This window comes from Pseudomonas sp. v388 (genome assembly GCF_003935425.1).
GTDB lineage: Bacteria > Pseudomonadota > Gammaproteobacteria > Pseudomonadales > Pseudomonadaceae > Aquipseudomonas.
Genome location: NZ_RHQN01000006.1, coordinates 1 through 17933 on the forward strand (window position 1 = coordinate 1; position 17933 = coordinate 17933).

Below are 17933 nucleotides of genomic sequence, written 5' to 3' on the forward strand. Positions count from 1 at the left end.
AACCGCACCCTGAACAACGAGGTTCGTTACCTGCCGGGGCTGGAAATCCGCACCACGGCAGATGGTGAAATCCTGCAGGTCATCACCGCTCAGGCCGGTCGCAGCAGCGTGCGGATTCTGCACTGGGCGGCAGGACAGCCCAACGGCATCACCAACGATCAAATCCGCTACAGCCTGAGCGATCACCTGGGGTCGAGCACCCTGGAAGTGGACCATCAAGGCGGCCTGATCAGCCAGGAAAGTTACTACCCGTTCGGCGGCACATCATGGTGGGCAGCGCGCAGTGCCGTGGAGGCCAAGTACAAAACGGTTCGCTATTCCGGCAAGGAGCGCGATGGCAGCGGGCTGTATTACTACGGCTTTCGCTATTACGCGCCCTGGTTGCAGCGCTGGATAAATCCGGATCCTGCGGGTGATATAGACGGGTTGAACCTTTTTCGCTTCTCAAAAAATGCGCCCGTGGTGTGGATTGACCCGACGGGTTGGAGCCCTTTTCATTTTAATGATGTAGAGGACGCGCTCAGTAAAGAGGGCGATCCGGTTCAGGCAAAAGGACTTGAAGGTATCGGCCGACAGGACCTAACTTTTGGGTCTTCTGTCGCGGTAGGTCTGTCATCCAGCAGAAAAGGGCTGGCGTTTGCACATGAAACCATCACTCAATTAATGCCTCCTTCTGCGCCACAAGCAGATCGGGAGAAACTATTGAGTTACTACCGAGCCCCGTTTGAAGCCAGCCCTGGAACCGACATGCAAATCCTCAAAATGGCAAGCCAGAGTATCGGGACCCTTTCTTCATCCCTCCAAACTTGGGATAGCGCCAGAATGGTCGGAATGCGTGAGGACCGGACCAGTAAAACGGTAGCCTGGCAATATCCCGATGATCCTGAAAACCATTTATTCATGAGAGCTGGCCCACTCCATGAAGCCCCTCATCGTGCAGCCTGGAATATCATTCATGAGGCATCGCATATGTTTCTCAACACAGCCGACCATTGGTACATAAACACACCCAGTGCAACTGCTGCACAAGCGGTGGGGCCTGCTTCTTACAGTGGAAGAATCGAGATCCTCGCTCAAGCACAAAGGGGCCAAGGACGTTATACAAACCTTATATGGGATGGACCTGACGCGGCAAATTTCGACAGCTCGGTATTCAGCGAAGCCCCTTTGGAGCGCACCCGGATAATGTTGAATAACGCTGATTCCATTTCTCTGGCGGTTTCGCTTATCAATCAGCAATTCAATGGCCCGATGGCAGGCCTTACTGTGCTTGGTGCCCATTCATCCTGCATTCCAGCCTTGGATCTCGCAACTACCAAGCCTCCGCAGCTCGTTAAGCGTCGCCGTTTTTCCATATGAAAAAGGTCGACCTTCAATAACCTGAGCTTACGGCGTGCTCGCGGATGACTAAGCTCCGACGAGAACGCCGCTTGATTACGCCGGTCAAGCACGTTGCCTTCAAACCTGGCAGATCGAAAGCCCACCAACTGCGCCAAAAATTGAAAACTAAATAAGATGCGGCAAGCAAGGTATTCCCAAGCATAAATATGGCGAGCGACTTTATCGCCACGCGATGTGAGATAAGCCTGCCTGCGTCCTCTCGACTGAACTCAACGGAGGTCGCAGGCAGGAATCAGCTGCGGAAACGAGGATCAAAGTCTGATCTCAGTCCCGAGCAACTCCAGAAACGCCGCCAGCCACGCCGGATGTGCGGGCCATGCCGGAGCGGTAACCAGATTGCCTTCGGTATGAGCCGCGGTCACTTCAATGTCCATGAACGTCCCGCCTGCCAGGCGCACTTCCGGCGCACAGGCCGGATAGGCACTGCATTCCCGCCCCTTGAGGATACCGGCCGCAGCCAGCAGCTGCGCGCCATGGCAGACGGCGGCAATGGGCTTGTCCGACTTGTCGAACATACGGATCCATTCAAGGATGGTGTCGTTGAGGCGCAGGTATTCAGGCGCGCGACCACCGGGAATCAGCAGCGCGTCGTAATTCTCGACCTTGACCTTGTCGAAGTCGTAGTTCACGGCAAAGTGATGCCCCGGTTTTTCGCTGTAAGTCTGATCACCTTCAAAGTCGTGAATGGCTGTTAGGACCGTCTGACCTGACGTCTTGCCGGGACACACGACATGCAGCACGTGGCCGATCATCTGCAGCGCCTGGTACGGCACCATCACTTCGTAGTCTTCGACGTAATCGCCGACCAGCATCAGAATTTTCTTGGCAGCCATGAGCGTTCTCCTGGTGGTTTATCCATCAGAGACCATCCTGGGGCCGGAGTGCCGTGATTCCTTTACCCGATGTCGGCTTTGCGATAGTCGGGGGCTGACGATCAACGATGCAACCTGTTCGCCAGCACGCTTGCTCCTACGCGATTTCACACTTTCGTGGCCAACCTACTGGCGAATGCCGACATTTCAATCCCGCCTGATCAACAGATTGACGACCAACCGATCCACCCAGCCCCACACTCGCTGTTTGACCCGGCGCCATAGCGGCCGGGACTTCCAGGCCTTCAGCGTAATCTCGGTGCTCTGAGCGAAATCCCTGTCGAAGCTGGCGACCACGTCGCGGGTCAGCGCCGGATCAAGCGCTTCGAGGTTGGCCTCCAGATTGAAGCGCAGGTTCCAGTGGTCGAAATTGCACGAGCCGATGCTCACCCAGTCGTCGATCAGCACCATCTTCAAATGCAGGAAACAGGGCTGGTACTCAAAGATTTTCACGCCGCCGCGCAGCAGCTTTGGATAGTAACGATGCCCGGCGTAGCGAACCGATGAATGATCGGTGCGTGGGCCGGTAAGCAGCAGGCGCACGTCCACGCCGCGTGCAGCAGCCCGGCGCAGAGAGCGGCGAACTCTCCAGGTCGGCAGGAAATAAGGCGTGGCCAGCCACACGCGTTTCTGGCCGCTGTTCAAGGCCCTGACCAGCGATTGCAGAATGTCGCGATGCTGGCGTGAGTCGGCATAAGCCACACGCCCCAGGCCCTGACCGGTCACGGGCGTCCTGGGTAGATGCGTCAACCCGAAGTTTTCCACAGGGCGCCAGGCGGTGCGTTGCGGATTGGCGTGGAACTGTCGATCGAACAGCGCCTGCCAGTCGATCACCAGAGGCCCGGTGATCTCGACCATGACTTCGTGCCACTGGCTGACGTCGCTGCTCGGATCCCAGAATTCATCGGTAACCCCGGTGCCGCCCACTACGGCCAGGGCCTTGTCCACCAACAACAATTTGCGGTGGTCACGGTACAGGTTGCGAATGCCGCGCCGAAGGCGGATCGGGTTATAGAACCGCAGGATCACCCCCGCGTCGGCCAACTGCTTGCGCAGGCCCGCGTCGAACGCCTGGGCGCCAAAATCATCGAACAGGCAGCGCACGATGACGCCGCGCCGCCCTGCGGCCACCAGTGCCCGCACGATGGCGTCGGCGCAAGCACCCGCCTCCACCAGATAAAGTTCAAGATCGACCTGCTGCTCGGCCGCATCGATGGCCGCGATCATCCGGGGAAAGAACGCCGGGCCGTCGATCAGCAGGTGAAAGCGGTTGTCTTCGCGCCATGGAAAGATCATTCCGGCCATGTCAGCGCGCCGTGAAGATCAGCACGGCGCCCACCGGCACCGACAGGCTGATCGCCGACAGGTGCGCGGAGCTGCGCAGGGCATTGAAGCCCGGTCCCAGACCAAAGTCCTGAGCGTGAACCACCAGAGGCTCAAGGGTGACGACCTGAAAGCGCCGGTCATCCAGCCGAGTGGCCAGCAGTTGCGCGTTGTAGCTGTGGCTCTGCCCGGCCAACTGCACCCGCAACGGCAAGCGCAGCTCCAATTGGGCGCCAGGCGCCAGCGCATTGATAGGTCGCAGATCAAGCTGGGCATTGATGCGTGCCGAGGGAAATTTGCCGATCTGGAACACCTGATCGCGGATGCGCTCATCGCGTAATGGAATACCGGTGCTGACTGACTCCAGCTCGACTTCGACCTCAGCCATGCCTTTGCCATCGACCTTGCCATGCAGCACCAGGAAGCGATGCACTTCGGCAATGTCGGCGTTTTTGGTGGAGGTGAAGGACAAACGCGATGACTCGTTATCCAGGTACCAGTTCGCGTGGGCAGGTAACGCCAGCGCGGCCAGCAAGGCCGGCAGCAGGCGAAGTGTCTTGGGCATGCAAACTCCAGAGGTCAAGGTCGGCGCAACCTTATCCGCCTGTCTGACCACTGGCAATCCGCTACGTTCGTCACGATGTTTCCTACGGGTCCAATCGGCAACCGTGCCGCGGCCCCAACCAGGATGCGCTGCTGCTTCGTCCCATGCCGGTTGCAATGACCACTTTATGCACAGGATCGTCGCTCAGCGTACTGGGCAGATACTGTTTCACATAGCCGCGGCAGTAGTCGTCAGGATTGTTCATCACATAGCGGCAGGAACAGTATTCCTTGGCTGTATAGGCACTGATGATGCCGGGAAACGCCCGCAAGGCGACCCGGTGCTGCCACGCCAGCAGCGCCAGCGTCGCGGCACCGAGCAACAGCAGGCCGGCCACAGGCCGACGCCGGATCAACGCCGTGCGGTCGCTCATTGCGCGTGCTCCTGAGTGAACGCCACGCGAACCCGTTTGAGCAGTTGGTTGTGGTCATAGCTGCCGTCACGGTCGTCGGCGTAGCGGACGATCACCAGATCCTCGCGAGGCAGGATATACAGCGTCTGTCCCCAATGACCCAGCGCGGCGAAGGTCTCTGGCGGTGCATCCGGCCAAGGCCCGGCCCGACCATCACCGGCACGGTTGAGCCACCAATGACCGCCTGCCACTTCGCTGGCGGCCGGCCTGTTCTGACCGGTAAACGGCGTCAGCGTGAACTCCACCCAGGCTTTGGGCAGCAATTGCCGCGCCTGCCAGCGTCCGCCGCGCTGCATGAGCAGGCCCACGCGTGCCAGGTCGCGGGCTGTCATGTAGACATACGATGAACCCACGAAGGTGCCGGTGCCGTCCGTTTCCCAGACCGCACTGCGGATGCCCAGCGGTTCGAACAATGCGGTCCAGGGATAGTCCGGATATGCCTGGGCGCCTACCATGGTTTTCAGCGCGGCAGCGAGCACGTTGCTGTCGCCGCTGGAGTAGCGATACGTAGTGCCCGGCGCGGCGAAGCTTGGGTGTTCGGCGGTGAAGCCGGCCATGTCGGTACGGCCACGGGTATAGAGCATCGCGACCACCGACGAGTTGAGCGGCGCGTATTCGTAATCTTCCTGCCAGTCCAGGCCGGACGCCCAGTGCAGCAAATCTTTGAGGGTAATAGCTGGGTGCGCCTGAAACGGTACATAGAACTTCGCCACCGGGTCATCGAGCCGGAAGCGCCCTTCTCCAAACGCGACACCCAGTACGCTCGCCAGAATGCTTTTGCTGATCGACCAGGTCAGATGCGGCGTATCGGCGGTGGTCACCCCGGCGTAACGCTCGTAGACCATTTCGCCGTTACGAATCACCAACAGTGCGTCGGTTCGTATGCCGGTGCGGGTTGCGTCGTCGCGGTGTGGGAAGGCGTAGGTTTCCAGGGCATCCAGCGCGGCGGTTCGCATGACGGGACGCGATGACCATTGCTCGCCGGGCCAGGTTTCAGCCAGCGCGGGCTGTGCGCTAAGCCCCGCACAGGACAGCAGGCACAAACGTGCAAATCGAAGCAGCATGACCGGTACTCGCAAAGACCATCTAGCCACGCTAGCAGGGGTTCGTGACAGAACGCCGATGATGCTACGCCACCTTGTGGGAGGAGCTTGCTCGCGACGGCGGTATTCCGCCCAAAAGACCTGCTGTGGATGCCCAGGCCTCGTCGCCAGCAAGCTGCCTCCCACAGGAATCGTGGTGCTCACGGAGGGCTCTGACCAAACCGATGCTGCACCTGCCCGGCCGGCTTAGCGGGCAAGCGCGCTGCTACCAAAGCCGCCCAGCACATCCGGTACTGCCGCCGCGTGCGTCACACAACCATCACCAAACTTTCATGGTCGTGACACGGTATGTCCATAGCCTCCAATGACAGCACAGCGCTTGGACCACTCAGTCGACCGGCCAGCCCTCTACGCTGGCTCAGGAGAGTTTGTATGACCCAGATCGCCCGCATTCGTGACAACACTTCCGAACGACGTCTTCAAGCCGAGCGGCTCATTGGCCCAAGCGCGGTCCAGGAGGCACAAGCCTTGCGTTTCAGTGTGTTCAGTCAGGAGTTCAACGCTCGTTTGAAGGGAGCCGATCAGGGTCTGGACATGGATGACTACGACCTGCACTGCTCGCACATCGGCGTGCGCGACCTGAACACCGGGCGGCTGGTGGCAACCACTCGCCTGCTGGATCACAAGGCCGCCAACACCATGGGGCGGTTCTACAGCGAAGAAGAATTCAGCCTGCACGGCCTGGGCCACCTGCAAGGCCCGATTCTGGAACTGGGCCGCACCTGCGTCGATCCGGCCTACCGCAACGGCGGGACCATCGCGGTACTGTGGAGTGAACTGGCCGAAGTCCTCAACGAAGGCGGCTACAGCTACCTGATGGGCTGCGCCAGCATTCCGATGCAGGACGGCGGCATTCAGGCTCACGCGATCATGCAACGCCTGCGCGACCGCTACCTGTGCAATGAGCACCTGCGCGCCGAACCGAAGAATCCCCTGCCGCAACTCGATATTCCCGGCAACGTGATCTGCGAAATGCCGCCGCTGCTCAAGGCCTACATGCGCCTGGGTGCGAAGATCTGCGGCGAGCCGTGCTGGGACGAGGATTTCCAGGTGGCCGACGTGTTCATCCTGCTCAAGCGCGACGACCTGTGCCCGCGTTACGCCCGTCACTTCAAGGCTGCGGTGTGATGAGCCGGCTGCGCGGCTATGCCCGCGTGGTTCGAGTATTGCTGGTGGTGGCGCTGGGTCTGACCATCGCCGGAGCCTTTGCGGTGCTGGAGCGACTGAAGGTCGGCAGTTCGATGCAGCGCCGTCAGCGCTGGAGCCGCTGGTTCATGGCACGCCTGAGCAACGCGCTGCCGTTTCGCGTCACGGTCACCGGCCAGTTGCCGACCCGCCCGATGTTGTGGGTTTCCAACCACGTTTCCTGGACCGACATCGCCCTGCTCGGCATGCTCGCGCCGCTGTCGTTTCTGTCCAAGGCCGAAGTTCGTACCTGGCCGGTCGCCGGCTGGCTGGCGCTGAAGGCCGGTACGCTGTTCATCCGCCGTGGCTCGGGCGACAGCCGTTTGCTGCAAAAGCAGATGTGCAACCATTTGCAGCAAGGCAATGCGCTGATGATTTTCCCGGAAGGCACCACCACCGACGGCCGAAACCTGCGCACGTTCCATGGCCGCTTGCTGTCCAGCGCCATTGAAGCCGACGTTGAGTTGCAGCCGGTGGCCATCGCCTACTCACGCCACGGCAAGCCGGACCCGATTGCACCGTTCATTGGCGATGACGATCTGCTGTCCCATCTGCGCCGTCTGTTCGCCAATGAACAGAGCGACGTGCATATCCATCTGCTCGAACCGATCCCGACCGCAGGACAGGAACGCGCGGCACTGGCCTTCCAGGCGCAGCAGGCTGTGCGGGTTGCGTTGTTCGGCGCCGAGGTTCAGCCTGGCGAAGTGCTAACGCCATCGGCCAAGGCCGCTTGAGCGAACGCCTGGAGCACCGGATAGAACTCGTCGAAATCCTCGCTCAGGGGTTGGTAAAGCGCACGCAGCTGCTGCATGCCGCCTGCCAACCCCTCTGGCCGTGACAGGCGCCGGGAGATTCCCGCCAGCACCTGCTCCAGCACCTCGAAATCCCGATACGACCCCAGCCAGTCCTGTGCCGCCATGCGTGGCGCAACCAGCGCCAGCCGCTCGGGTAACGCAGGTTCGGCATGCAGCACGGCATAGACCTTTCGGGTGAATGAATCCAGCGGGATGTCCGCGTGACGCTGCCAGTCACGGGCCAGGCAATGGTCGAAAAACACGTCCAGCATGATGCCGGCGTAGCGTCTTTGCTCCTGAGGAAATCGGGCCATGGCGCGTTGAGTCAGCGGATGACTGTCGGTGAACGAATCGATCCTGCGGTGCAGGCGGATCGAGGCTTCCAGCTCAGCCGGAAAGCGGCCGGGCAACAGACCTTTGACGAAATCGCCATACAGGCTGCCCAGCAATTGCGCGGGCCGTTGCCCGCCCAGGTGAAGGTGCGCGAGGTAGTTCATGGGGCAGAGCCTACGCCGTTTTCGCCGAGCAGGCCAATATCGTTATAACCCGATATAACGATTCCCACACCGTTAAGCACCAAATCATATTTGTGTATCGCGAAATACAGATATAAAGTTCGCCACATCGCGATATACCGTTACACCATCGCTCTGTCGGATCAGAGCCTGCACCTGTAGAGAACGACATGCCTATCGACCTCGACGAAATAATAAAAGCCCTGGCGCATCCCCTGCGCCGCGAGATCCTCAGCTGGCTCAAGGACCCGCTGGTGTGCTTTCCGGACCAGTCGCATTCCAACGAGCACGGCGTCTGTGCCGGTCAGATCGATCAACGTGCCGGGCTTTCGCAGTCCACCGTGTCGGCGCATTTGGCGACATTGCAGCGCGCCGGGCTGATCACCAGCAAGAAAGTTGGCCAGTGGCACTTTTTCAAGCGCAACGAGCCCGCTATCCAGGCCTTCGTAGAAGCCCTGGTCAAAGAATTGAACAACCCGTCCTGATTTTCCCTTTTCCAAGGAGACGCCCCGTGCCCCTCTCGCTACTCATTCTGGCCCTGAGCGCCTTCGCCATCGGAACGACCGAGTTCGTCATCATGGGCTTGCTGCCTGATGTTGCCGCCGACCTCGGCGTGACGATCCCCGGCGCCGGCTGGCTGGTCACCGGCTATGCCCTGGGCGTCGCCATCGGCGCGCCATTCATGGCCATGGCTACGGCAAAACTGCCTCGCAAGGCGGCACTGGTCACGCTGATGGGCATTTTCATCATCGGTAACCTGCTGTGCGCCCTGGCCAGCGACTACAACGTGCTGATGTTCGCTCGAGTGGTCACGGCTCTGTGTCACGGGGCATTCTTCGGCATCGGCTCGGTGGTGGCGGCCGGTCTGGTCGCGCCCAATCGCCGGGCCTCGGCCGTGGCGCTGATGTTCACCGGACTGACCCTGGCCAACGTGCTGGGCGTGCCGCTGGGCACCGCACTGGGTCAATACGCCGGCTGGCGCTCGACGTTCTGGGCTGTGACCGTGATCGGCGTGATCGCCTTGATCGGCCTGATCCGTTTCCTGCCCACCAATCGCCAGGAAGAAAAGCTCGACATGCGCGCCGAACTGGCCTCGCTGAAAGGCGCCGGGATCTGGCTGTCGTTGAGCATGACCGCACTGTTTTCCGCGTCGATGTTCACTCTTTTCACCTACGTCGCGCCGTTGCTCGGCGAAGTGACGGGTGTGTCGCCGCGCGGCGTGACCTGGACGCTGCTGCTGATCGGCCTCGGTCTGACCGTCGGCAACGTGATCGGCGGCAAGCTGGCCGACCGCCGCGTTTCGACAACGCTGATCGGCGTGTTCATTGCGATGGCCGTGGTGTCCACCGCCTTGAGCTGGACCAGCGTCGCACTTATCCCCACCGAGATCACCCTGTTCCTGTGGGCAACCGCCGCCTTCGCCGCCGTGCCTGCGTTGCAGATCAACGTAGTGACCTTCGGCCAGGCGGCGCCCAACCTGGTGTCCACGCTCAACATCGGCGCCTTCAACGTCGGCAACGCCCTGGGCGCTTGGGTCGGCGGCAGTGTCATCGCCCATGGCCTGGGCCTGACCAGCGTGCCGTTGGCCGCTGCTGCGCTGGCGGTGCTGGCCTTGATCGTCACCCTGATTACTTTCCGTCAGACCGGTAACCCCGATCTGGCTCCCGCTACCAACTGATCATTCAAGAGGGTTCAACGCATGACCACAATCTTTGACCCAATTACCGTGGGCGACCTGCAACTGCCCAACCGGATCATCATGGCGCCGCTGACCCGTTGCCGCGCCGACGAAGGCCGCGTACCCAACGCGATGATGGCCGAATATTACGTGCAGCGCGCTTCGGCGGGCCTGATCCTCAGCGAAGCCACCTCGGTCACGCCGATGGGCGTCGGCTACCCCAACACCCCGGGTATCTGGTCGCACAATCAGGTACGCGGCTGGAGCAACATCACCAAGGCAGTGCATGGCGCAGGCGGCCGCATCGTGCTGCAGCTGTGGCATGTGGGCCGTATCTCGCACTCGTCGTACCTGGACGGTGAGTTGCCGGTCGCGCCAAGCGCCATCAAGGCTGAAGGCCATGTGAGCCTGGTTCGCCCGATCACCGGTTTCGAAACGCCGCGCCCACTGGAACTGGCGGAAATCGCGGATGTGGTCGAGGCGTATCGTGTCGGCGCAGAGAACGCCAAGGCCGCCGGTTTCGACGGCGTGGAAATCCACGGCGCCAACGGCTACCTGCTGGATCAGTTCCTGCAAAGCAGCACCAACCAGCGCACCGATCAATACGGCGGTTCGGTGGAAAACCGCGCCCGGCTGCTGCTGGAAGTGACGGATGCGGCCATCGACGTCTGGGGCGCAGGTCGTGTGGGTGTGCACCTGTCGCCGCGTGCCGACCTGCACGACATGGGCGACGAAAACCTGGCTGAAACTTTCAGCTACGTGGCCCGGGAACTGGGCAAGCGCGGTATCGCCTTCATCTGCGCCCGTGAGCGTGATGCCGACGACAGCATCGGGCCGCGCCTGAAAAAGGAATTCGGCGGCGTTTATATCGCCAATGAGAAATTCACCAAGGACAGCGCCAATGCCTGGCTGGCCGAAGGCAAGGCGGACGCCGTCGCGTTTGGCGTGCCGTACATCGCCAACCCGGACCTGCCGGAGCGCCTGAAGGCCGACGCACCGTTGAACGACCCACAGCCGGAAACCTTCTACGCACCGGGCCCGGTCGGTTACCTTGACTACCCGCGGATGTAAGAACGCCCAAGACCTGTGGGTGGGAGCGGAGCGCCGCCCGGTCCGCTCCCACAAAGTCCGTTTGTGCCTGCCTCTTCGCGACCAAGGTCGCTCCTACACGGCAGGGCTTAGCGCTGTGCGCCGACCTGCCGCGATAATGTCTGGATCTGGCTGGTCAGGGTGTTGATATTGCGTGTGACCTGAGCGCGAAACGCATCGAACTCGGCGGTATTGCCGGTCGCGGCCGGTGCCGGACGATTTTCCTGTTCGCTCTTGAGCACGATCAGATCCTGTTCCAGGCGTTCGATGGCTGCGGCCGGATTACCCTGCTTCTTCAGGCTCGCCACGTCGGCGCTCAGGCTTTTGAGCTGGGTGTCGAACTTGTCTTGCTCGGCTTGCGCGGCCTTCAGGTCAGGCAGCGCGTTTTTCAGGTTGGTCAGCTCGATGGCGACGTTCTTGAGCTGCTCCTGCAATTGAGCGTTGGCCGTCTGCTGCTGACTGCTCTGGGCGGCGATCTGCGCCAGACGCTGATCCAGGCTCGATTGCTGGCCTTCCACACCGGCACGTTGCTTGTCCTGTTCATCCAGCTGCGATTCGAGCAACTTGATACGTTGCTTGAGCGCTTCGCCGTCGCTGGACAGCGACTCGGTGGCCACTACCTTTCCGGATATGTCCTGCAGACGCCCGGCCGCTTCCTCACTGATTCGCGCGAAGCTTTCCTGGGTGGCGACCAATTGCTGTTCCATCAGCGAGACCTGCTGGAAACTCCACCAGCCAAGACCGCAGAACGCAATGAACAGCGCGCCGACCAGCGCCCACAGTGGGCCTGTACTCGCAGCCTTGACCTTGACCGCCGGCGTGGTCCGCGAATAGACCGTCGTGCGGTCGCGGGCGCCTTTGGTCGGTGGTGCGAAATCGTCGTCATCGTCCTTGGCACTGAGGCTTGGAACGTCATCGACGTCGTCATAGGGATCGTTACGCATGGGCAACCCTTTCAAAAGCTGTGAAACCAAAGTTGAGCAGTATAACGGGGACGTCGGCCCTTACAGGGCACCCTGGTCTGCTCAGATTGTTTGCTGCGCTTGCCACCAGTTACAAAATTCGTCCAGCGCGGTCCACAGACTGACCTGCGGCTGGTAATCCAGATAATGCCGCGCGCGGCTGATATCCAGCGTGAAATCCTTGTTCATGATCTGCATCCCCAGGCGCGACAGCGTCGGTTCCGGGCGTCCCGGCCACAGCATGCAGGCGCCTTCATTGATCGCAGCCGCTGCATAAGCCAGGCCATAGGACCGGTAACGCGTCACCTGCGGCAGTTGCATCTGACGCATGACATAGTTGACGGCATCCCACAGCGGGACTGGCGTACCGTTGCTGATGTTATACGCCTTGCCCAGTGCCGAGCCGGATGCCAGCAGACTGCTTAGCATGGCCTGATTAAGGTTTTGCATGCTGGTGAAGTCGACCTTGTTCAATCCATTGCCGACGATCGCCAGACGCCGCTTGCGCTGCATCTGCAAAAGGCGCGGAAAAATACTGGTATCACCCGCGCCGGTCACCAGACGCGGCCGCAAGGCAATCACTTCCAGGCCGAACTCCTCAGCGCCGAACACCTTCTGCTCGGCCAGGTACTTGGTCGCCGCATAGTGATTGTGCATGCGCCGGGGCACCTGCTCCTCCTTGATGTCACGGTGCGAACGGCCATCGAAATAGATCGACGGCGACGACAGATGGACCAAGCGTCGAACCCGTTGCTTCAGGCAGGCTTCGACCACGTTTTCAGTGAGCTGCACGTTGCCGAGCATGAAATCCTGGCGACGACCCCAGGCACCGACGGCGCCGGCGCAGTGCACCACCGCCTCCACGTCTTCACACAAATCCCGGACCAGATCGGGGTCGCTCAGATCACCCTGGATGAATTCGGCGCCGCGTCGTACCAGATGCTCGACACCTTCGGCACGACGGCCGTTGATCCGCACGCTCATGCCCTGCTCCAGAGCGAAACGCGCGAAACGCCCGCCGATGAAGCCGCTTGCGCCGGTGACCAGAATCTTCATTTACCGCTCCATTAACGCGTTTGCAGGCAGTGGGAAACTCTGCCGATCATGACATCAACCTGTTGACGCTCATTCGCCGCCCAGCGGCACCAGCCATTGTCCGGATGTCCGGATCAGGTGTGCGGTCAGTTGAGTAAGCAACTGTCCGCCACTGCGCCAGTGGTGCCAGTACAGCGGCACGTCGATATAGCGGTCAGCAACCAGTTCCCGCAAGCCACCGGACTTCCGTTGATCGCGTACCTGCAGTTCAGGGACAAGCCCCCAGCCCAGACCGGCTTCTATCATGCGGATGAACCCCTCCGAAGACGGGCACAAATGATGCTGGAAACCGCCCTCGACCCCAAGCGAGGCCAGATAGCGGTGTTGCAGGTAGTCATCGGGACCGAACACCAGCGCCGCCGAGCGCTGTAACTTCTGGGGTGTGACACCGTCGGGAAAGTTGCGCTCGATGAACGCCGGACTGGCCAGGGCACGATAGCGCATCGCCCCGAGCAACTGGCTGCGTGCGCCTGCAACCGGTCGTTCACTGCCGCACAGGCAGGCGGCCACTTCCCCGGCACGCATGCGCTTGAGGCCCACGTCCTGGTCTTCCACCACCAGATCCAGCAACAAATGATGCTCGGCGCAGAAATCCCCTACCGCCTGCGCCCACCACGTCGCCAGACTGTCGGCGTTGAGCGCAATGCGCAGCCGCTCGGGCATGCCCTCTTCGTCCAGGGCCGGAACCTGGCTTTGCAGATCACGCTCCAGCAAGCGCACCTGCTGGACGTGGTTGAGCAACCGCCGGCCGATTTCGGTCGGGCTGGGCGGCGTGGCACGGATCAGTACCGGCTGGCCGACGCGCGCTTCCAGCAGTTTGATTCGCTGGGACACGGCCGACTGGGACAATCCCAGCACCTGCGCAGCTCTTTCAAAACCTGCCTGTTCCACCACGGCAGCCAGTGCCGAGAGCAGTTTGTAATCGAACATCATTTTTCCTAATGAGCGATCAGGATTATTGGTTTTTCTTATACCGCCATTGCTCGGACAATCGCCACCTCTTCTGCATCGGCGGACACTAAAGACATGTGGCAAAGCTATCTCAACGGGTTATTGGTCGCTGCGGGCCTGATCATGGCCATCGGTACGCAGAATGCGTTCGTACTCGCCCAAAGCCTGCGCCGGGAACATCACCTGCCGGTGGCGATGCTGTGCGTGGTCTGTGATGCGATCCTGGTGGCGGCGGGTGTATTCGGTCTGGCGAACGTGCTGGCCCAGAACCCGACGCTGCTGGCTGTCGCCCGCTGGGGCGGTGTGGTGTTTCTGGCGTGGTACGGTTTACAGGCGCTTCGCCGCGCGTGCACGGCCCAAAGCCTCGGCCACGGCGAAACCGTCGGCCTGCGTTCACGACGTGCTGTGCTGTTGAGCGCACTGGCGGTGACGCTGCTCAATCCACATGTCTACCTGGACACGGTACTGCTGATCGGTTCACTCGGCGCCCAGCAGACCGAGCCGGGCGCCTATGTGGTCGGCGCGGCCAGCGCTTCGTTGCTATGGTTCTCGACCCTCGCCCTCGGCGCCGCGTGGCTGGCACCCTGGCTGGCCCGGCCGGCGACCTGGCGGCTGCTGGACATCATGGTCGCCGTGATGATGTTCGCGGTCGCCGCGCAGTTGATCCGCGGCGGCTGAGGCATTTGTGACCAGTGGGTCGACGGCTCTGGAACCTCTATCCCACACAGTTGTTGCGTGGTTAAGCCGCAGGCCCGGTGCTATGATCCGGGGTCTGCGCCGCTAAAAGAGTAAAACTCCCGGTGCATGCTGGATCTGGCCGCCCGTGATCGGCCTTGCGATTACTGCAACTGACCTGAAAGGAGATAGACCATGGCTTTTGAATTGCCGCCGCTGCCCTATGCCAAAGACGCTCTGGCCCCGCACATTTCCGCAGAGACACTGGAATATCACCACGACAAGCACCACAACACCTACGTCGTGAACCTGAACAACCTGATCCCAGGTACCGAATTCGAAGGCAAGACCCTGGAAGAGATCATCAAGACCTCTTCGGGCGGCATCTTCAACAACGCCGCTCAGGTCTGGAACCACACCTTCTACTGGGAATGCCTGGCGCCAAACGCCGGCGGCGAGCCTACCGGCGAACTGGCCGATGCGATCAACGCTGCGTTCGGCTCCTTCGACAAGTTCAAGGAAGAGTTCAGCAAGATCTCCATCGGCACCTTCGGTTCCGGTTGGGGCTGGCTGGTGAAGAAGGCCGACGGTTCCCTGGCCCTGGCCAGCACCATTGGTGCCGGCAACCCGATGACCAGCGGCGACACCCCGCTGTTGACCTGCGACGTCTGGGAGCACGCCTACTACATCGACTACCGCAACCTGCGTCCGAAGTATGTAGAAGCTTTCTGGAATCTGGTGAACTGGGAATTCGTGGCCAAGCAATACGCGGCCTGATCCCTGCTTCATGAAAAGCCCGGCCATGCGCCGGGCTTTTTTATGGGTGGTCGTTTGACATGGTCTGATTGGGCCTGACGCACATTTCGGGCATTTTTTCCCGTTTGCGCGCGCTTTGAGGTAGTGTCAAACGGGTGTAGCGGACTAATATCAGACGCTGACTGCACGACATCACGCTCAAGTTCCACGCTCCCCTGTCCGACATAGTAGGATCACCTCGCGAAGACCGGTGCCGCACCGCGGTTGCCGGCGGGTGGACATTGGTCTGATGTGCGATGGCGAGCAGCCCTGGCTGATGCAGCTGGTTTTTCGATGGTGAGTAGGCAGCACGTTCCCGATACGGATTAAGGAATGACCATTTGAAGCTGGAGCTCAAGAACAGTCTGTCCATGAAGTTGCTGCGGGTAGTGCTGCTGTCGGCATTCCTGGTGGGCGTCGTGCTCAGCTGCGCGCAGATCGTCTTCGATGGCTACAAGACACGCCAGGCGGTCGCCGGCGACGCCGAGCGCATCCTCGACATGTTCCGCGACCCTTCCACCCAGGCCGTCTACAGCCTGGATCGCGAAATGGGCATGCAGGTCATCGAAGGTTTGTTTCAGGACAAGGCCGTGCGCATGGCGTCCATCGGTCACCCGAACGAAACCCTGCTGGCGGAAAAGGAACGACCGCTTACCGAGACGTCCTCGCGCTGGTTGACGGACCTCATTCTTGGTCAGGAGCGCAGCTTCACCACTCAACTGGTCGGGCGCACCCCCTTCAACGAATACTACGGCGACCTGCGCATCACCCTGGACACAGCCTCCTACGGTCAGGGTTTCCTGATCAATGCAGTGATCATTTTCATCTCCGGCGTGTTGCGCGCCCTGGTCATGGGCCTGGTGCTGTATCTGATCTATCACTGGCTGCTGACCAAGCCGCTGTCGAAAATCATCGAACACCTGACCAACATCAACCCTGACCGGCCCAGCGAACACCTCATGCCGCTGCTCAAGGGGCATGAAAAGAACGAACTGGGTATCTGGGTCAATACCGCCAACCAGTTGCTGGCTTCCATCGAGCGCAACGCGAACCTGCGCCACGAAGCCGAAAACAGCCTGGAGCGCCTGGCGCATTGTGACTTCCTTACCGGCCTGCCCAATCGGCTGCGTCTGCAGACCGAACTGGACAACATCCTGCAGGACGCTGGCCGGGCGCAACGGCGGGTCGCCGTGCTGTGCCTGGGGCTGGACGATTTCAAGGGCATCAACGAGCAATTCAGTTATCAGTCCGGCGACCGGCTGCTGCTGGCCCTGGCCGAACGGCTGCGCGCGCACAGCGGGCGACTCGGTGCACTGGCACGACTGGGCGGCGACCAGTTCGCGCTGGTCCAGCCCGGCATCGAGCAACCCTATGAAGCGGCGGAACTGGCGCAGAAGATCCTCGATGAACTGGAGGCGCCCTTCGTGCTGGGTGAGGAGCGAATCCACCTGCGCGCCACCATCGGCATCACACTGTTCCCGGAAGACGGCGACAGCACCGAGAAGTTGCTGCAGAAAGCCGAACAGACCATGACTCTGGCCAAGAGCCGGTCGCGAAATCGTTACCAGTTCTATATCGCCAGCGTCGACAGTGAGATGCGCAGGCGTCGGGAGCTGGAGAAAGACCTTCGCGAGGCGTTGCCTCGTAATCAGCTGCACCTGGTGTACCAGCCGCAGATCAGCTATCGCGACCATCGCGTGGTGGGCGTTGAGGCACTGATTCGCTGGCAACACCCTGAACACGGCTTCGTCCCGCCGGATACGTTCATTCCTCTGGCGGAACAGAACGGCAGCATCATCGCCATCGGCGAATGGGTGCTCGACCAGGCGTGTCGGCAACTGCGCGAATGGCACGATCAGGGCTTCACCGAGCTGCGCATGGCGGTGAACCTGTCCACCGTGCAACTGCACCACTCGGAATTGCCGCGGGTGGTCAACAACCTGTTGCAGATCTACCGCCTGCCGCCGCGCAGCCTGGAGCTGGAAGTCACCGAAACCGGCCTGATGGAAGACATCACCACTGCTGCCCAGCATTTGCTGAGCCTGCGGCGCTCCGGTGCACTGATCGCCATCGATGATTTCGGCACCGGCTACTCATCGTTGAGCTACCTCAAAAGCCTGCCGCTGGACAAGATCAAGATCGACAAGAGCTTCGTGCAGGATCTGATCGAAGATCAGGATGATGCGACCATCGTGCGCGCCATCATTCAGCTGGGCAAAAGCCTCGGCATGCAGGTGATCGCCGAGGGCGTGGAAACCCTGGCTCAGGAAGCGTATGTCATCGGCGAGGGTTGTCACGAAGGTCAGGGCTACCTCTACAGTAAGCCGCTGCCCTCCCGCGAACTGCTGGCCTATCTGAAGCAGAACCAGCACAGCGACACCGCCGTTTCCTGACGGCAGCTCCCCTTTCGACACGCCCACAGCGGTCTGTAACCGACTGTTACAAGACCGCCGCGTCCATACGCGACTTCACCGGCCTT

General features: G+C 61.0%; 18 protein-coding genes. 9 read left to right on the top strand and 9 right to left on the bottom strand.

Annotation, left to right across the window (positions count from 1 at the left end; genetic code table 11):
- Positions 1-1359: RHS repeat-associated core domain-containing protein (locus EGJ27_RS25090; protein ID WP_256672856.1), on the top strand; the 1359-nt coding region annotated here is incomplete at its 5' end.
- 293 nt (positions 1360-1652) lie between these two features.
- Here EGJ27_RS25090 and EGJ27_RS14830 read toward each other — a convergent pair.
- The 5 genes from EGJ27_RS14830 to EGJ27_RS14850 form a co-directional block, all read right to left on the bottom strand.
- On the bottom strand, positions 1653-2234 hold the full coding sequence (locus EGJ27_RS14830) for a DJ-1/PfpI family protein (RefSeq protein WP_125831510.1): 582 nt from the start codon (positions 2232-2234) through the stop codon (positions 1653-1655).
- 186 nt (positions 2235-2420) lie between these two features.
- Positions 2421-3578 carry a phosphatidylserine/phosphatidylglycerophosphate/cardiolipin synthase family protein gene (locus EGJ27_RS14835; RefSeq protein ID WP_125831511.1) on the bottom strand — a complete coding sequence of 386 codons (1158 nt, stop codon included), beginning with the start codon at positions 3576-3578 and terminating at the stop codon, positions 2421-2423.
- A 1-nt stretch (position 3579) separates the two neighbouring features.
- Positions 3580-4161, bottom strand: a complete 582-nt coding sequence (locus tag EGJ27_RS14840) for a YceI family protein (protein WP_125831512.1) — start codon at positions 4159-4161, stop codon at positions 3580-3582.
- A gap of 82 nt (positions 4162-4243) precedes the next feature.
- Positions 4244-4573 carry an amidase gene (locus tag EGJ27_RS14845; protein ID WP_125831513.1) on the bottom strand — a complete coding sequence of 110 codons (330 nt, stop codon included), beginning with the start codon at positions 4571-4573 and terminating at the stop codon, positions 4244-4246.
- Positions 4570-5676 (bottom strand): serine hydrolase, encoded by a 1107-nt coding sequence (locus EGJ27_RS14850; RefSeq protein WP_125831514.1) that lies wholly within the window; start codon positions 5674-5676, stop codon positions 4570-4572. The genes EGJ27_RS14845 and EGJ27_RS14850 overlap by 4 nt, the downstream gene beginning before the upstream one ends.
- Positions 5677-6087: 411 nt before the next feature.
- Here EGJ27_RS14850 and olsB point away from each other — a divergent pair, with 411 nt between their 5' ends.
- Both olsB and EGJ27_RS14860 read left to right on the top strand, forming a co-directional pair.
- The gene (olsB, locus tag EGJ27_RS14855; protein WP_125831515.1) at positions 6088-6843 is read left to right on the top strand and encodes an L-ornithine N(alpha)-acyltransferase; all 756 of its coding nucleotides are present in this window, start codon (positions 6088-6090) and stop codon (positions 6841-6843) included.
- A complete protein-coding gene (locus EGJ27_RS14860) occupies positions 6843-7634 on the top strand; it encodes a lysophospholipid acyltransferase family protein (protein ID WP_125831516.1) in 792 nt (263 codons plus the stop codon). Before olsB ends, EGJ27_RS14860 begins: the two co-directional genes overlap by 1 nt.
- Here EGJ27_RS14860 and EGJ27_RS14865 read toward each other — a convergent pair.
- Entirely contained in the window at positions 7592-8191 is a 600-nt protein-coding gene (locus EGJ27_RS14865; protein ID WP_125831517.1) for an ACP phosphodiesterase, read from the bottom strand. The two genes, EGJ27_RS14860 and EGJ27_RS14865, sit on opposite strands and share 43 nt — an antisense overlap.
- A gap of 188 nt (positions 8192-8379) precedes the next feature.
- On the opposite strand from EGJ27_RS14865, the gene EGJ27_RS14870 reads away from it, so the two are divergent.
- From EGJ27_RS14870 to EGJ27_RS14880, 3 genes are read left to right on the top strand one after another with little or no spacing between them, the layout of a single operon-like run.
- Positions 8380-8694: a helix-turn-helix transcriptional regulator gene (locus EGJ27_RS14870; RefSeq protein ID WP_125831518.1), complete on the top strand. Its 315-nt coding sequence runs from the start codon at positions 8380-8382 to the stop codon at positions 8692-8694.
- Positions 8695-8720: 26 nt separating this feature from the next.
- Positions 8721-9887: an MFS transporter gene (locus tag EGJ27_RS14875; RefSeq protein WP_125831519.1), complete on the top strand. Its 1167-nt coding sequence runs from the start codon at positions 8721-8723 to the stop codon at positions 9885-9887.
- Between the two features lie 21 nt (positions 9888-9908).
- Entirely contained in the window at positions 9909-10958 is a 1050-nt protein-coding gene (locus EGJ27_RS14880) for an alkene reductase (protein ID WP_125831520.1), read from the top strand.
- Positions 10959-11065: 107 nt separating this feature from the next.
- Here the strand turns inward: EGJ27_RS14880 and EGJ27_RS14885 are convergent, their stop codons facing one another.
- The 3 genes from EGJ27_RS14885 to EGJ27_RS14895 all read right to left on the bottom strand — a co-directional run bounded on the left by EGJ27_RS14885 (position 11066) and on the right by EGJ27_RS14895 (position 13963).
- Positions 11066-11920: an ATPase gene (locus EGJ27_RS14885; protein WP_125831521.1), complete on the bottom strand. Its 855-nt coding sequence runs from the start codon at positions 11918-11920 to the stop codon at positions 11066-11068.
- An 81-nt stretch (positions 11921-12001) separates the two neighbouring features.
- Positions 12002-12994 (bottom strand): NAD(P)-dependent oxidoreductase, encoded by a 993-nt coding sequence (locus EGJ27_RS14890; RefSeq protein ID WP_125831522.1) that lies wholly within the window; start codon positions 12992-12994, stop codon positions 12002-12004.
- Positions 12995-13063: 69 nt separating this feature from the next.
- The gene (locus tag EGJ27_RS14895; RefSeq protein WP_125831523.1) at positions 13064-13963 is read right to left on the bottom strand and encodes a LysR family transcriptional regulator ArgP; all 900 of its coding nucleotides are present in this window, start codon (positions 13961-13963) and stop codon (positions 13064-13066) included.
- Positions 13964-14059: 96 nt separating this feature from the next.
- On the opposite strand from EGJ27_RS14895, the gene EGJ27_RS14900 reads away from it, so the two are divergent.
- The 3 genes from EGJ27_RS14900 to EGJ27_RS14910 all read left to right on the top strand — a co-directional run bounded on the left by EGJ27_RS14900 (position 14060) and on the right by EGJ27_RS14910 (position 17847).
- Complete coding sequence (locus tag EGJ27_RS14900) at positions 14060-14662, top strand: LysE/ArgO family amino acid transporter (protein ID WP_125831524.1); 603 nt, start codon at positions 14060-14062, stop codon at positions 14660-14662.
- A gap of 192 nt (positions 14663-14854) precedes the next feature.
- Positions 14855-15436, top strand: coding sequence for a superoxide dismutase [Fe] (gene sodB / locus EGJ27_RS14905; RefSeq protein WP_125831525.1), 582 nt, complete (start codon positions 14855-14857; stop codon positions 15434-15436).
- Between the two features lie 389 nt (positions 15437-15825).
- Positions 15826-17847, top strand: a complete 2022-nt coding sequence (locus EGJ27_RS14910) for a putative bifunctional diguanylate cyclase/phosphodiesterase (RefSeq protein WP_371920860.1) — start codon at positions 15826-15828, stop codon at positions 17845-17847.
- Positions 17848-17933: the final 86 nt, after the last annotated feature.